16 protein-coding genes are annotated in these 14,027 nt (G+C 70.3%); 8 read left to right on the top strand and 8 right to left on the bottom strand.

The window, feature by feature from the left end; all coding sequences use genetic code 11:
- Positions 1-14 precede the first annotated feature (14 nt).
- The 3 genes from QNO07_RS07215 to QNO07_RS07205 form a co-directional block, all read right to left on the bottom strand.
- Positions 15-2,300, bottom strand: coding sequence for a DUF6571 family protein (locus QNO07_RS07215; protein WP_283990796.1), 2,286 nt, complete (start codon positions 2,298-2,300; stop codon positions 15-17).
- A gap of 8 nt (positions 2,301-2,308) precedes the next feature.
- Positions 2,309-2,803, bottom strand: coding sequence for a hypothetical protein (locus QNO07_RS07210; RefSeq protein WP_283990794.1), 495 nt, complete (start codon positions 2,801-2,803; stop codon positions 2,309-2,311).
- A gap of 122 nt (positions 2,804-2,925) precedes the next feature.
- Complete coding sequence (locus QNO07_RS07205; protein ID WP_283990793.1) at positions 2,926-4,575, bottom strand: alpha/beta hydrolase; 1,650 nt, start codon at positions 4,573-4,575, stop codon at positions 2,926-2,928.
- 428 nt (positions 4,576-5,003) lie between these two features.
- Between QNO07_RS07205 and QNO07_RS07200 the strand changes: the two genes are divergently transcribed.
- The 3 genes from QNO07_RS07200 (at position 5,004) to QNO07_RS07190 (ending at position 6,409) form a co-directional block, all read left to right on the top strand.
- Positions 5,004-5,393: a hypothetical protein gene (locus tag QNO07_RS07200; RefSeq protein ID WP_283990792.1), complete on the top strand. Its 390-nt coding sequence runs from the start codon at positions 5,004-5,006 to the stop codon at positions 5,391-5,393.
- Between the two features lie 11 nt (positions 5,394-5,404).
- Positions 5,405-5,647, top strand: a complete 243-nt coding sequence (locus QNO07_RS07195; RefSeq protein ID WP_283990791.1) for a hypothetical protein — start codon at positions 5,405-5,407, stop codon at positions 5,645-5,647.
- Positions 5,648-5,797: 150 nt separating this feature from the next.
- On the top strand, positions 5,798-6,409 hold the full coding sequence (locus tag QNO07_RS07190) for a response regulator (protein WP_283990790.1): 612 nt from the start codon (positions 5,798-5,800) through the stop codon (positions 6,407-6,409).
- Between the two features lie 133 nt (positions 6,410-6,542).
- Here QNO07_RS07190 and QNO07_RS07185 read toward each other — a convergent pair whose 3' ends face one another.
- The 3 genes from QNO07_RS07185 to QNO07_RS07175 form a co-directional block, all read right to left on the bottom strand.
- On the bottom strand, positions 6,543-6,947 hold the full coding sequence (locus QNO07_RS07185; RefSeq protein ID WP_283990788.1) for an SHOCT domain-containing protein: 405 nt from the start codon (positions 6,945-6,947) through the stop codon (positions 6,543-6,545).
- 156 nt (positions 6,948-7,103) lie between these two features.
- The gene (locus tag QNO07_RS07180) at positions 7,104-7,229 is read right to left on the bottom strand and encodes a DUF397 domain-containing protein (protein WP_349636813.1); all 126 of its coding nucleotides are present in this window, start codon (positions 7,227-7,229) and stop codon (positions 7,104-7,106) included.
- Positions 7,192-8,139, bottom strand: coding sequence for a helix-turn-helix domain-containing protein (locus tag QNO07_RS07175; RefSeq protein ID WP_283990787.1), 948 nt, complete (start codon positions 8,137-8,139; stop codon positions 7,192-7,194). The genes QNO07_RS07180 and QNO07_RS07175 overlap by 38 nt, the downstream gene beginning before the upstream one ends.
- A 129-nt stretch (positions 8,140-8,268) precedes the next feature.
- Between QNO07_RS07175 and QNO07_RS07170 the strand changes: the two genes are divergently transcribed.
- Both QNO07_RS07170 and QNO07_RS07165 read left to right on the top strand, forming a co-directional pair.
- A complete protein-coding gene (locus QNO07_RS07170) occupies positions 8,269-8,484 on the top strand; it encodes a hypothetical protein (RefSeq protein ID WP_283990786.1) in 216 nt (71 codons plus the stop codon).
- Positions 8,481-8,912: a hypothetical protein gene (locus tag QNO07_RS07165; protein ID WP_283990785.1), complete on the top strand. Its 432-nt coding sequence runs from the start codon at positions 8,481-8,483 to the stop codon at positions 8,910-8,912. Before QNO07_RS07170 ends, QNO07_RS07165 begins: the two co-directional genes overlap by 4 nt.
- 434 nt (positions 8,913-9,346) lie before the next feature.
- On the opposite strand, the gene QNO07_RS07160 is transcribed toward QNO07_RS07165, so the two are convergent.
- A complete protein-coding gene (locus tag QNO07_RS07160; RefSeq protein ID WP_283990784.1) occupies positions 9,347-9,766 on the bottom strand; it encodes a hypothetical protein in 420 nt (139 codons plus the stop codon).
- 211 nt (positions 9,767-9,977) lie between these two features.
- Between QNO07_RS07160 and QNO07_RS07155 the strand changes: the two genes are divergently transcribed.
- The 3 genes from QNO07_RS07155 to QNO07_RS07145 all read left to right on the top strand — a co-directional run bounded on the left by QNO07_RS07155 (position 9,978) and on the right by QNO07_RS07145 (position 12,315).
- Positions 9,978-10,955, top strand: a complete 978-nt coding sequence (locus QNO07_RS07155) for an NAD(P)H-quinone oxidoreductase (protein WP_283990782.1) — start codon at positions 9,978-9,980, stop codon at positions 10,953-10,955.
- 124 nt (positions 10,956-11,079) lie between these two features.
- The gene (locus QNO07_RS07150) at positions 11,080-11,685 is read left to right on the top strand and encodes a hypothetical protein (RefSeq protein ID WP_283990780.1); all 606 of its coding nucleotides are present in this window, start codon (positions 11,080-11,082) and stop codon (positions 11,683-11,685) included.
- 72 nt (positions 11,686-11,757) lie between these two features.
- Complete coding sequence (locus QNO07_RS07145; RefSeq protein ID WP_283990778.1) at positions 11,758-12,315, top strand: bacterial proteasome activator family protein; 558 nt, start codon at positions 11,758-11,760, stop codon at positions 12,313-12,315.
- A gap of 139 nt (positions 12,316-12,454) precedes the next feature.
- Here the strand turns inward: QNO07_RS07145 and QNO07_RS07140 are convergent, their stop codons facing one another.
- Positions 12,455-14,011: a dihydrolipoamide acetyltransferase family protein gene (locus tag QNO07_RS07140; RefSeq protein ID WP_283990777.1), complete on the bottom strand. Its 1,557-nt coding sequence runs from the start codon at positions 14,009-14,011 to the stop codon at positions 12,455-12,457.
- Positions 14,012-14,027 lie beyond the last annotated feature (16 nt).

Raw genomic sequence — 14,027 nt, 5'->3', positions numbered from 1 at the left:
GTGCCATTCATTCGCTATTTCCAGTGCAGGTACACGGCTGCATCTTGGCGTGAGGTGGTGAAGCCTTCCTTGGCTGCGTCGCGCGACAGTTGCCAAGCTGCTCGCTGCCCGTCGGTAATGGAATCCTTCTCGTCGGTGTCGACCCCGCGTGACTCTGCCCAGGTGTTGATTGCGTTATAGGTGGCGAAGATCCCTTTCGAGTATTTCTCGGCGTCTTCCTTATTGCTCTGTTCGTCGATCTCTGCAGTCTTGTTGCCGGACCACTCATAGGCCGCCGCGTCCACGAGGCGCTGTCCAAAATCGCCGATGTAGGGGATCCCTGTGATAACAGTGCCAAAGCCGTGGTAGCCGTACCTTGCAACGTCTTCTATCCACTGCTTCTGTTCGTCCCGCTTGTCATATATGACGTCTGAGGCGATGGCATCGAAAGTGCCAGCGATCTTTCCGAAGTCCTTTGCGGGGAGAGTCCAGTAGGCATGGCCCTCGCCGCTTTCGTCGGGAGCGCCCAACAGGACGTTGGCTGCATGTCCAACCTGTGCCCTGCGGAGCAGCTCGAAGGATTCTTCGTCCTCGGCCACCCCTCGCATGACACGCAGGAGACTCTGCTTGCTGACCGTCAGGCCCGCTTCATCGCCTTCGGTCCAGATCTGGTCCTTGCCGGCGGGGCTGCCGCTCCTCGAACCTGCCTCCGTCAGGATGTGGTGGTTGTCCTCTGTGTAGGAAGCCAGGGCGCGGCCGATGTTCTTCTGAAGGTTCTCGTGGATCTCGTCGCCGTTGCGGTCCTTGTCGAGCTGGACGATGAGCTCCTGCATGACACGGGCCTGCTCAGGTGAGTGAGGGCCAAGCGGGCCTCCGGGCTCGCCCTGGTTGAGGGGACGATTGCCCGTCGCGGAGGCTTCGAGGAGGGCACCGAGTCCGACGCGGGCGTTGGGGTCCTCGGAGCCGTTGGGTATCCAGTCGTTTCCGTGCGAGGGGACGATGTTCTTCCAGTTGCGTTCGTGAAGAAAGTACTCCAATCGGTCGTTGTCGCCCTTCTTGCCCGGATCAAGATAGGAGGTGGCCGCTTCCGGGTCTCTGCTCATGATGCCGAGCAGGTCGTCCAGGGGGTCGTTGGCGAACCACTCGCGGTTTCCAGCATCAGTGGCATTGCTGGGCATGCTCCAAACCCACCTGTCGCCGCCCTTGCTGGGATCCTCCGCCTCCCGCATGTCGTCGGCGAGGTCGTGGAGGAAGTCCTGGCCGTAGTCCCTGCCGTGCTTCATGAGGGTCACGAGGCTCTGGTAGCCGAGTGCCTTGTCTGTGGCCTTCTTGGGGTTGGGAGCGTCGGGGTCGATGAAGTTGGTGGCGAAGCCCTTGGTGCCCAGCGCCTTCATGTCGGCGCGCCACTCGCGGTAGAACTTGCTGTTGGGGTCCTTCGTGGCGGTGGCGAGGGTGTTTGCAAGTCCGGTCTGCAGGCCGCCCATGTCGCGCTGTACCTGGTCGGCGCCCCGGTACGGGATCGCGTCGCTCGCGCCGGCCATGGTGTTGGACAGCTTGATGAGGCCCTCGGGGCCGAGCTGGTTCAGCAGCGTGCGGGAGAAGACCACGTCGTCCTGGTTGGTCTTCACGATGCGTTCGAGCTCGTTCAGCTCGCGCGGTTCGACCTTGCTGATGTCGTCGATCGCCTTCTCGGCGAGTTCAATTGCCCGGTCGGACTGGGCGCTGGTCCACTTCTTCGCCGCCTCGGAGTTGAACCCTCCGCGGTTGCCCTTGCCGTCCGTGTCCTTGACGACTTCGAGCAGGGTGACGCGGGCGCTGAAGTCGGCGTCCGTCACCGCCTGCACGGCGGCGGATATCTTGCCGGCCCAGGCGGATGTCCTGGCGTCCCAGTTGGTGGTTAGCGCTCCGGTGTGAACGTCCGGGTCGTTGCGCCAGGACGGCGCGGAGGTGTCGATCTTGCTCATGTCCACGCTGACCGTGCCGTTGCCGCTGACGTGCATGCCCGCCTTGCGGGCGTCGGCGACCACCGACTTCAGCTCGTTCACCAGCCGGACCAGCTCGGTGTGCGCGTTGCTCAGGACCCTGCCGACCGTGCGGGCCTCCACCTCGGCGCCCTTGTACTCGTGCGCGGTGGCGCTGAAGGCGACGACAGCGGCCGACGCGCTCGGACCCTGCCACGAGGGCATACGCGGCACGTCCTCGACGTTGTCCTTGTAGTCGCCCGCCAGCGTCTTGAACTTGCCGGCCATCTCACCCCACTTGGTGGCCGCGTCGTCCAGCTTCGACAGGTCGGCGTCCATGATCTCGCTGTAGGAGGGCATCGGGGTTCCTATCCCAGGTCCGAGAGCGGCGACCTGGGCGGGTAGGGAGCGTTGGGGAGCAGCGGTGAGGGCCGGTGGGGAACACCCTTGAAGGACTTCTCGGTATCGCTCTCGTTTCGGATGTGGAGACCCCGGGTGTCGAGGAGTCCGCCGCGGTCCCGCAGCAGGGCGGTGTTCAGCATCCTGGCCTTGCCGTTCCACTGCTCCGTGACGGACTTCAGCGCACCTGCCAACTCGAAGCCGTCGAGGGCGCGTTGAGCAGCGCCACTTGAGGGGTTCGCGTGGCGGCTTGCCTTTTCGGTCTCGCCCAACAGGTGGTCGGTGATGTATCCGCCGGCTTTGGACTGCGCCGTGCCGTCCATGGCCAGCGTCCCGCTGGGGCCCGAGGGTGCCGGGCCGGGGCCGGGGCCGTCGAGTCCGGCGAGGTTGGTGTGTGTGGCGTTCTCCCGGGCTTGGGCCTGGGCCCGGGCTTTGGCCTCGGCCCATTCGTCCATGAAGGACATCAGACGTCTCCTCCCCCGTTCCGTCTGCTGGTGCAACCACGTGGGATTCTAGGGCCGAGCTTCACGCGGTGTTGATCCGCGTGCCGTCCCGGCGTCCTCACCCGACTGGCATGCGTCGGCGGTCAGCAGGTCTTCCCGGGCTTCACCGGTGCGAGGTCGATCAGGTACCGGTCCACCGCTGTGTCCACGCAGGCGCTGCCTCGGCCGTACGCCAGGTGGCCGGGGGCCTCGTAGGTCAGCAGCATGCCGCCGGGGAGTTGCGAGGCCAGGCTCACGGACTCCTCGTACGGGGTCGCGGGGTCCCCTGTGGTGCCGACCACCAGCACCGGCGGCAGGCCGTCGGCACTGACCCTGTGCGGGCCGGGGCCGCGCGTCGGCCAGTTCCGGCAGCTCAGCCCGGCGACCACGGCGTCCGAGCCGAAGTCTCCCTGGGCGCGGTGGGCCTTGTCGATGACCTTCCAGTACGCCTCGGGGTCCTTGGGATGCGGAACGTCCAGGCAGTTGACGGCAGTCAGAGCGTCGTCGGAGTTGAACACCTCCTCGCCCTCGTCCTCCTCACCCTCGTCGGTCCCGGGATCGCCCGAGTCCGCCTCGCCGCCAGCCGACTCCTCCTCATCGGGGTGCTCCTCGGGCTGTTCCTCGTCGGAGTACTCCTCGCCGGCGGCGATTGCCTCCAGCCGCGCGCCGTCACCGGCCGCCGCCTCGGAGAGGCCCGTGGACAGCTCCTCCCACTGGTCCTCCGGCGTGTACATCGACATCACGATCGCAGTGTGCAAAGTGCCGACGTCCAAGTCCGCCGTCCCGTTTCCCGCGGCCTCGTACAGGCCGTCGACCACTGACCGGATCTCCCGCGGGGTGTCGCCGGGGCAGGCGTCCCCGGCCACGTCGGCGCACTGTTCGGCGAAGTCCCGTACGGCCTTGCGGAATCCGGCAGCCTGGCTGAGGGCCCGCTGGGACCAGTCCAGTGCCGGATCGATGCCCCCGTCCAGGACCATCGCGCGGACGCGGTGGGGGAAGAGCTCCCCGTACGTCGTCCCCAGCGACGTGCCGTACGACCAGCCCAGGTAGGTCAGCCGCTCCTCGCCGAGCGCCGAGCGCAGCACGTCCATGTCACGGGCGGCATTCGTGGTGCCGACGTGCGGCAGGATGTCGCCGCTGTGCTCGCGGCACGCGGCGGCGGCGCTGTCGGCCTGGTCGACCAGGGCTCTGCGCTGCTCATCGGTCGTGGGGTGCAGAGGCAGCAACTCCTCCCCGTGCGCCTCTTCCTGGCCGTGCTCTTCCTCCGGCTCTTCCTCGGGCTCCTGATCCTCATCCGTCCCGCAGTCGACGGCGGGCTTGCTGCCCGCCACGCCACGCGGATCGAATCCCACGATGTCGAAGCGCGCCCGTATCCGCTTGCTGAAGGACTCCGCGCCGCCGTCCTCCAGCAGTGCGATCCCTGACTCGCCGGGCCCGCCCGGGTTGAACACCAGCGACCCGAGGCGCTTGCCGGGAGTCGTGGCGGCGGCCCGGATGAGGGGCAGTGTGAAGGTCCTGCCGTCATCGGGCTTGTCGTAGTCCATGGGCACGGTCAGGCTCGCGCACTCCTCCTCGCCGCACGGCTTCCACTTCGGTTCCTGCTCGTAGAACCGGCGCAGCTCCGCAGGTACGGAGAGGGCCGCGTCAGCATTCGGCTGTCCGCCGAGTGGTGTGCAACCGCTGAGTGGCCCGCCGACAAGCGCGGTCAGAGTGAGCAGGGCGACGGCACGGCGGTGCCGGGCGGGGGTGGACACAGGGGTGCTCCTGGTGCGGTGGTGCGAATGCGGGACGCGGCGCCGGAAGTGGCGGCGGCCCGGGTCTGCCCAGTACGCCAGTGGCGAGAACGCGCCTCGCGTTGAGGCCGCCCTGGTCCGACGGGGTCCGACGGACAGACTCCAGCACGATACGGAGCGCGGCCTCCTCCGCGCGTCACTCTCAGGTAGGCGGGGTCGGCCGGCTCTTCCGCCCACGGGATGAGAACCGGGGAGCCCCCAGAACGAGACCGCCAGGGATCAAGGTCAGCCCGTCGGCGTACGCGTTGCAGCGTCCTGCCGGGTGCCCCTCACCGGCCGTCCGGCACCACCGATCGGTGGTGCCGCCGCGGGCCGTTCCATCGGCATGGTGTGGTTCCGGACCTGATCGACCGGTCCGGGAATCCGTCGTCGACTCCTTGGAAGGCGCCATGAACTCCATCGCGATACGTCGCACCTCTGTCCTCGCCCTGTCCGCCGCGATCACGGCCTCACTGCTGACGTTGGCCCCGACGGCGGCGCACGCCGCCGACCAGGACTCCGCCGGTGCGGCCGGTGCGGCCGGTGCGGCCCCGGCCGGCCGGGCCGTGTCGGGCGAGGCGGCGCCGTTCGAGCTGGCGGCTGCCGCCCCGGCGGCGAAGAAGGGCAAGGTGTACAGGGCCACGGTCCGCTGCGACATCGTGACCAACAAGGGCGGCCACACCGTGCGCAAGGAGACGGGCAAGGGCAAGGGCAAGACGAAGGTCGCGGCGGTGAACGACGCGAAGAAGAACGTCAAGGTGCCGAAGGGCTACTACAAGAGGCACTGCAAGGAGATCTAGGAGATCGAGTCGTGTCACAGGAACGACAGCTCTACGAGCTGCGCTTGGGCGTCTACGCGACGCACGGGCAGGCGAAGGACCTACTCGAACGGGCGGAGCGGCTGCTGTGCCCCGAGCCGGAGCACGACGGTCCGTGCGAGATCCCCTGGTCCAGTGCGCTGCACGGTCCGGACGAGGAGATCGAGGAGACGTACGAGGAGCTGGTGGAGCAGTTCCGGATCGAGTCCGGGGAGTGGGCGGAGGGTGAGGCCTGAGGGCTGAGCCCTGCTGGTCCGGTTCGCGGGGCGTGCCCCGCCCCGCGAACCGGACCAGAGTCACCATGACGACGCGGTTGTAAGATCATCTGGAGGTTGGCGGCGGGGAGAGGCGACAGGTTGGGCAGGGCCGTGGTCAAGGTCGTGGTCGTGGACGACGAACGACTTTTCCGACTCAGCCTGCAGACCATCCTCGACTCCGCGCCGGACGTGGAGGTCGCCGCGACCTGTGACGGACCGGGGGCCGTGGACGCGGTGTTGCGCCATCGCCCGCACGTCGTCCTGCTGGATCTGCGGATGCCGTGCATGGACGGGCTCGCCGTTCTCGCCGAGTTGCGGCGCTGCACGAAACTGCCCGAGGTCGCCATGCTGACCACCTTCGCCGCAGACGCAGACATCGCCGCCGCCCTGCGGGCGGGCGCGGCCGGCTACCTGCTGAAGGACGCCACTCCGCAGGAACTCGTCGACACGGTGAGACTGCTGGCGTCAGGCCGTACCGTCTACTCGCGCGCGGTGGCGGACGTCGTACGGGACGGCTATCTGCGTACGCGTCCCGATGACGCGCGGCTGGCCCGCCTCACCCCGCGTGAGCGGGAGGTGCTCGACCTGCTCGCGGTCGGTCGCTCCAACGTGCAGATCGCCGACCGGCTCGGCATCGCGCCCGCCACGGTCAAGGACCGGGTCGCGGGCGTACTCGCCAAGTTGGAGGTGGCCAACCGGGTGCAGGCCGCAGTCGTCGCCCACGGCGGCGACACGCTCTGATCCGAGCCCGACGATGCCGCCCCCTTCGGGCACGAGGGTGCGTACGAGCGGGCGGCACGAACGACGGCCCTGCGTCCGGCCCTTCCCCCGTACGGGAGCGCCGGGCCGGTTGCAGGGCCGGGCGAGTCCGGGCTCAGACGAGGAGTTTTTCCTTCGCCTTCTGGAACTCGTCGTCCGAGAGCGCTCCGCTGGTGCGGAGTTCCGAGAGCTTGGCGAGCTCCGCGACGTGGCCGGAGGCCTCGCCGTCGGCTGAGGTGCCCGCGGCGTTCTTGATGTAGGAGCGGAGAGCGGCGTCGGCTGCCTGCGCCTGCTCCTGGTCCCGTGAGGCCATCGAGCCGCCGCGCGCGATGAGGTAGATGAGGACGCCCAGGTAGGGAAGGACGAGGATGAGGACGGTCCAGCCCGTCTTGCCCCATCCGCCCAGGTCCTTGCTGCGGAACACGTCTGTCAGTGTCTTGAAGAGCAGGAAGAACCAGACGACGAACAGGAAGATGTGCAGCATCGACCAGAAGAGGTTGAGCAGCGGGTAGTCGTCCATGAAGCTCCTCCCGGCTGGCTGCCGGGTCAGTGGCAGCCGTTCGGCCGAAACACGCCACCCCGGTAGGAGCAGCGACGCTTCATGGATACCATCGAAAGGTGCATATCGCCTCTCGGGATGGAGTGAGGCAGAGGGATCAGGACGGACGCGTCCCGGTCACAGCTGCCCGGTCTTCACGGCGGTGAGGAAGTGCGCGAAGGCGTCGCGGGTGGGGGTGAGCACGGGGCCGTGGGGGTTCTTGCTGTCACGGACGGGCACGCAGCCGGGGGTACCGGGGGCCACCTCGACGCAGTTGCCGCCGTTGTCGCCGCTGTAGCTGCTCTTGATCCACGTGTACGTGCGGGGGCGCTGATTCGCCATGACGAAGGCCTTCCCTCAGGTCGCTGATCAAAGCTGCGGAGTCGCGTGCGGACAGGGCTTCCCCTCGAAGCACATCATAGGTGCGGCTGTGTCTCGCGAGGGTCGCCGGATCGTTCGAGAAGTGGCCACGGTCGAGAGACTCCGAGTAGAGCCAACTCTCCTTGCCGGGTAGCGAGATCAGGGACATGGAAGTGTTCGGTCGGATGGCTGCCGGGTTATCGCAGGGAACCACCTGGATGCAGATGTTCGGCAGCGCACGTACGTCGAGGAGATGACCGAGCTGGTTGCACATGGTTGCGGTCCCGCCGACAGCGTTCCGGATCGCACTCTCGTCCAGGACGACGACGAGCAGGGGACCGTCGGGGCGTAGGAAGCGTTGCTGCCGACTCATTCGCGCCCGGACGCGCTCCTCGGATTCCTCGGCAGTCACTCCTGCGACGCGGGAGAACAGTGCACGCGCGTACTCCTCGGTCTGGAGCAGTCCCGGCATGACCTGGTTCTGGTACTCGCGCAGCGCCACCGCGACGGCGTCCATCTCGGCTCGGCGGCGGAACCAGTCGGGGTGTTCGACCTGCGGGTACCAGTCGATGCGGTGCCAGAGACGGGTGAGCATGCCCTGGGCGGCGAGCAGCCGGTCGCAGGTGTCCGCGAAGGCGGCCTGCGGCACCCGGGTGCCTGATTCGATGCGGGCGATCAGCGACCGGTCGCAGGGGATGCGTCCGGCCAACTCGTCCTGGGTGAGGTCGGCTTTGTCGCGGAGATGCCGCAGCACCTCACCGAAGACGGCGGCGGTGGTGGCGGCCTGACCGTTCGCCGCGCTGCGTCGATTCATGTTCCCCCTCGTGACAGCCGATTCCAGGCACACGGATGTTGTTGTGAGCGTATGTGCCGAAGGGCGACGCTGGAGGCACGGAGAGTGACTTCTGCGCTTTCTGTACTACGCGACAGAGCTGAGGTGCCTATGACGAAGACGAGTGCCGTTGTCGACTCTGACCTCGAACGGGTGATGCATCAGGTCAGGTTGACGCTGGTGCCGGTGCTGGGGGCGGCGGGGTGGCAGTGGGCCGAGGCGCCACCCTCCGTGGTCGGCGGGCCCGTTCTGCGGGACGCGGACGAGCTGGACACGGCCTGCCTGCGCGACGTGCTGGCCGGTCTGCGGCGCTGGGGCGCGCGGTGATCGCGCGCGGTGCGCGTGCCGAGGCGGAGCTGGCGGCGAGGGCGTTGCGGGACGCGCTGGAGGCGGCGGACGTGCACCTTCCGGCGCTGGCCGTGGACGTGTCGGTGTGGGACGGGTCCGCAGGGCCGGTCCGGCTCGTGGAGTTGGGCAGTGTGCCACCGGAGGTGGCGCTGCGGCTCGCCGCCGCCGTGCGGCGCGGCGCGGACCGCCGGGCCGTCGCCGCCCCGCCCGGACGCCGTCCGGCCGACGGGCCGCAGTCGGAGGGCGCGGACCTGCCGCCCGGCAGCATGGCGTTCCCGCCGTGCGCGTGCCACCGCTGCCGTCCCGGACCGTCCTCCGGTGAGGCATCGCCCACCGGCCGGACGCCGCGGGGACTGAGCGCCGCGCTGCGGGACGTCAACCGGCGGAGCACCCGGGGGCGCCCGTGACGCTGCCCGGTGGGCCCGTGACGCCGCCCGGTCGTGGGGTCATGACGCCGCCCGGTCGTGGGGCCGCAGAGGCGGCTGACGGGCGCGTAGGTGTCAGCCGGTCCGCCGCACCACCCTCCGAACACCCGTCTTCCGATGGGGGTTCGGCGCCCCATGCGCCGCGTCCCGCTTGGGGCGGCACGTTTCTGCTGACGGTCGGCGCGCCGGTGCCGCCGTGCCCCTTCCCGTGCTCGCTGTGCCGGACGAGGGGGCGGTAGCGGAGCCCGCCCAACCGGCGTGCGATCCACCGGGATGTGATGCACCGGGATGTCCACCGGGATGCGGGTTGCCGACTGCACGCACTCGCGCACGCACTCGGTCTCGCGCACGCGAGCGAGTGCAGGCGCAGGCGGCACGCGGACGGGGGACGGGAACGCAGGCGGGCTGCCCCGCCGTCACCAGGAGAGCAGACGGGGGTCCACGCGGACGGCGTTGCGCGGGGGCGGGAGCGGGGCTCCGGAGACGACGTGGCGCGGGTCGGCGGGTGGCGGGGGCGCAACCTGCGTGCCGCCGGGAGGCGTTCGGGTGGCGGTGTCGATGGCGGTGGCGGTGTCGATGGTGGTGTCGATGGTGGTGGCCGGGGCGGTGGTCGCCGTCGCCACGTGGGCGAGCCACTGGACGACCGTGGAGACGATGGCCGAGTCCAGCGCGGACAGCTCGGCGAGCGCGGTGCGGTCACCGGGGGCGGGCGGGACGCCGAACTCGGTCAGCTTGGCCTGGAGCGCCAGGCGGTTCTCGTCGGCGGAACCCAGCGGGGACGGACGGCCGGGGTGGGCGGTGGCATCGGTGGTGGGCAGGTGTGAGGTGGTGAGCATGTGCGAGCAACCTCCAAGGGCCCGGCCGTCGGCGGCTGACCGGTGTGCGTCGGGACGTTGTGCCCGTTCCCACTGCGGAACGAGCGACGCCGGTTCCCGTCACCGCGCTCTGTCACCCGTTCAGCGCCGTCGGGGCTGAGTGCCACCCAGGGGGCGGCGGGGCGGGGGACGTGTCTGCGTGGCCGGGCGGGCCCGGGGTAGCTTCAGTTGTATGCATGCGATCACCATTTCCGAACCCGGTGGCCCCGAGGCGCTCGTGTGGGCCGAAGTTCCCGACCCCGTGCCCGGGGAGGGTGAGGTCCTGATCGACGTGGTGGCCTCGGCCGTCAACCGTGCGGACACCCTGCAACGGCAGGGTTTCTACGACCCGCCGCCGGGCACCTCCCCCTACCCGGGTCTGGAGTGCTCCGGCCGGATCGCCGCGATCGGGCCGAACGTGTCGGGCTGGAACGTCGGCGACGAGGTCTGCGCCCTGCTGACCGGCGGCGGCTACGCCGAGAAGGTCGCCGTGCCGGCCGGGCAGCTGCTGCCGGTTCCGGCCGGTACGGACCTGGTGGAGGCCGCGGGGCTGCCCGAGGTGGCCTGCACGGTCTGGTCGAACGTCTTCATGATCGCCCACCTGCGGCCGGGGGAGACGCTGCTCGTGCACGGTGGCGGCAGCGGCATCGGGACGATGGCGATCCAGCTGGCGAAGGCGGTCGGCGCGCGGGTGGCGGTGACCGCGGGCAGCCAGGACAAGCTCCGGCGGTGCGCGGAGCTGGGCGCTGACGTGCTCATCGACTACCGCGAGCAGGACTTCGTGGAGGAGCTGGCCAAGGCCACCGACGGCCACGGCGCGGACGTGATCCTGGACATCATCGGCGCCAGGTACCTTGCCCGGAACATCGACGCGCTCGCCGTGAACGGGCGTCTCGCGGTGATCGGCCTGATGGGCGGACGCAAGGGCGAGCTGAACCTGGGCGCACTGCTGGCGAAGCGCGGCGCCATCACCGCCACCACGCTGCGGGCCAGGCCCGTCGCGGAGAAGGCCGCCATCGTGGCGGCCGTGCGGGAACACGTGTGGCCGCTGGTCGAGAGCGGGCGCATCCGGACGGTGGTGGACCGTCAACTTCCGCTGCCCGAGGCCGCGGAGGCGCACCGGACGATGGAGAGCAGCAGCCATGTCGGCAAGATCCTGCTGACCCGTTGAACCGTCGTCCATGCCGGTGGATTCACGCTCCGTCAACCTCTCGGGTCGAGATGCCGGACTCCGCCGTTCATGTGACGCTGGTAACACTGCAATCGGTGTCCGGATACGGGAGGGATCAGAGCTCGTGAAGGCGTCCGTGAGGGGGCTTGTCGTCGGCGTGGTCCTGGCCGCGATGCCGCCGGCCTCGGTGGCGGTGGCCTCGACGGCTCCCCCGGCTGACGCGTCCCCGTCGCCCACCGCTCGTTACCCGGTGGGTGAGGGCGGCATGCTGCTGCCCTTCGAGCCGGGGAACGGGCCGCCCGGGCAGGGCCACGGCCACGGTCACGGGCAGGGGCACGGCGAGCATCCGCACTGGCCGTCCGGTTCTCCGTCGCCGTCCGGGTCGCCGTCGGGCAGTGCGTCGCCGGACGCCGAGCCGTCCCCGTCGCCGTCCCCCGAGTCGGCGTCGCCCTCGCCCTCGCCGTCCCGGCAGCCGGTGGACGTGGCCGTGCCGCGGACGGCTCCGCCGCCGCAGCCCCCCGCGCCGCAGCGCTGGATTCCCGCTCGCGAGGTCAGCGAGGAGGAGCTGGGCGACTGGGACCTGTACGCGGACGAGGAGGAGGAGCGCTACGGCGAGCAGCTGGCGTTCCCGCAGGGCGGTGAGCTGCTGCCGGTGCTCCCGCTGGGTGCCGGGCTGGCCTGCGTCGGCCTCGGACTGGCCTTCCTCGGCCTTCGTCTGCGGCACCGGTGACCGGTGCCGCGGGTTCCGCCGGTGATCGCCTCCGCCGGTGATCGCCTGGGGCGCGCCGTGCAGAATGGAGGTATGACACAGCCGATGAACGAACGCTCGCAGGAGAGTCAGCAGGTCCTGGTGGTCGGCCCGGACGGGATGGCGCTCGGCAGCACCGCGGCCGGGGGCAGCGGCGAGGAGGGGGCGCGCGAGACCCCGGTGACCGAGATGGTCGAGCAGCCCGCCAAGGTGATGCGTATCGGCAGCATGATCAAGCAGCTGCTGGAGGAGGTCAAGTCGGCTCCGCTGGACGAGGCGAGCCGGGTGCGGCTGAAGGAGATCCACTCCAGCTCGGTGAAGGAGCTGGAGGACGGGCTCGCCCCCGAGCTGATCGAGGAGCTTGAGCGGATCTCGCTGCCGTTCACCGACGACGTGGTGCCGACCGAGGCCGAACTGCGCATCGCCCAGGCCCAGCTGGTGGGCTGGCTGGAGGGCCTGTTCCACGGCATCCAGACCGCCCTGTTCGCCCAGCAGATGGCTGCGCGCGCCCAGTTGGAGCAGATGCGGCGCGCGCTGCCGCCCGGGGTGATGCCCGACGGCCACGAGGGACCTGGCGACCAGGGCCCGGCCCGCTCCGGCCCCTACCTCTGATCTAAGGGCCCGCCGCCACCACCGGGCACACGGCCGGAGCCCCGGTGCGCTCGCTCAGGCGAGGCGTACCGGGGCTCCGGGCCGTTCACGGCCGTGTGCCCGGCCCGGTGACGGGTCCCGGCGCACGGTGTGCGCGTGCTCAGTTCCAGGTGATGAGCCGCTTGGGGTGCTCCAGCACGGCCGCGGTGTCGGCCAGGACCTTGGAGCCCAGCTCGCCGTCGACCAGGCGGTGGTCGAAGGAGAGCGCCAGCGTGGTGACCTTGCGGGGCTTGACCTTGCCCTTGTGGACCCACGGCTGGTCCTTGATCGCGCCGAAGGCCAGGATCGCCGACTCGCCGGGGTTGAGGATCGGCGTGCCGGTGTCCACGCCGAAGACGCCGACGTTGGTGATGGTGACCGTGCCGCCCTGCATGTCCGCCGGTGACGTCTTGCCCTCGCGGGCGGTGGCGATCAGCTCGCTGAGCGCCTTGGACAGCTCCGGCAGCGTCCTGGCCTGCGCGTCCTTGATGTTCGGCACGATCAGTCCGCGCGGGGTGGCCGCGGCGATGCCCAGGTTGACGTAGTCCTTGTAGACGATCTCCTGGTTCTGCTCGTCCCAGGAGGCGTTGACGTCCGGGTTGCGGCGGATGGCGACGAGCAGGGCCTTGGCGACGAGCAGCAGCGGGTTGACCCGCAGCCCCGCCATCTCCGGGTCCTCCTTGAGCTGCTGCACCAGCTTCATCGTCCGCGTCACGTCGACCGTCACGAACTCGGTGACGTGCGGCGCGGTGAACGCGCTGGAGACCATCGCCGCGGCGGTCGCCTTGCGCACGCCCTTGACGGGCACCCGGCGCTCGCGGATCGCGGCCAGCGACTGCGGCTCCACCGACGGGGCCGGTCCGGCGTCGCGGCCCGCGACGGGCGAGGCGGCCGGTGCGGCGCCGGGCGCCGGGGTACCGGCCGGGGCCGCGGCGGCGGCGTGCACGTCCTCGCGGGTGATGACGCCGTCGGGCCCGGTCGGGGTGACGGCGGCCAGGTCGATGCCGAGGTCCTTGGCCAGCTTCCGCACCGGCGGCTTCGCCAGCGGACGGCCCTCGGGCGCCGGGGCCGGTGCAGCCTGGGCCTCCGGGGCCGGTGCCTGAGCGCCCGGGGCAGGTGCCTGAGCGGCCGGGGGCGCGGAACCGTTCAGCTCGGTCTGGACGGCCGCGCGGGCCTCGGCCTGCCCGGGTGCCTCCTGGCCGGGCTGGCCGGGCTGCGGCTTGCGCGGGCGGCGCTTGGTGGACGCCGTCGACACGCCGTAGCCGACGAGGACGGGCTGGCGCTTGCCGTCCCCCTCCTCGCTCTCCGCCGCGGAGTCGGCAGCCGCCGGGGCCTCCGCCGAGGCCGGGGCCTCGACCGGGACCTGGGCGGGGTCCTGGGCGCTCGGGGCGGGTGTGCCGCCGGCGCCGGGGTCGGTGTCCACGGTGATGATCGCGGTGCCGACGTCGACGGTGGTGCCCTCGCCGAAGCGCAGCTCGCTGACCGTGCCGGTGAACGGGATCGGCAGCTCCACCGCCGCCTTCGCCGTCTCCACCTCGCAGACCACCTGGCCGTCGGTAACGGAGTCACCTGGCTGCACGAACCACTTGAGGATCTCGGCCTCGGTGAGTCCCTCGCCCACGTCGGGCATCTTGAACTCCCGAACGCGCTGGGCGTTCGCAGCCGCAGTTGCTGTCATCGTCACGACTCCTCAG

Origin of the sequence: Streptomyces sp. 549, from assembly GCF_030124175.1 — a bacterium.
In the GTDB taxonomy this organism is placed as follows: Bacteria; Actinomycetota; Actinomycetes; order Streptomycetales; family Streptomycetaceae; genus Streptomyces.
This window is presented reverse-complemented; position numbering and strand designations above follow the sequence as displayed.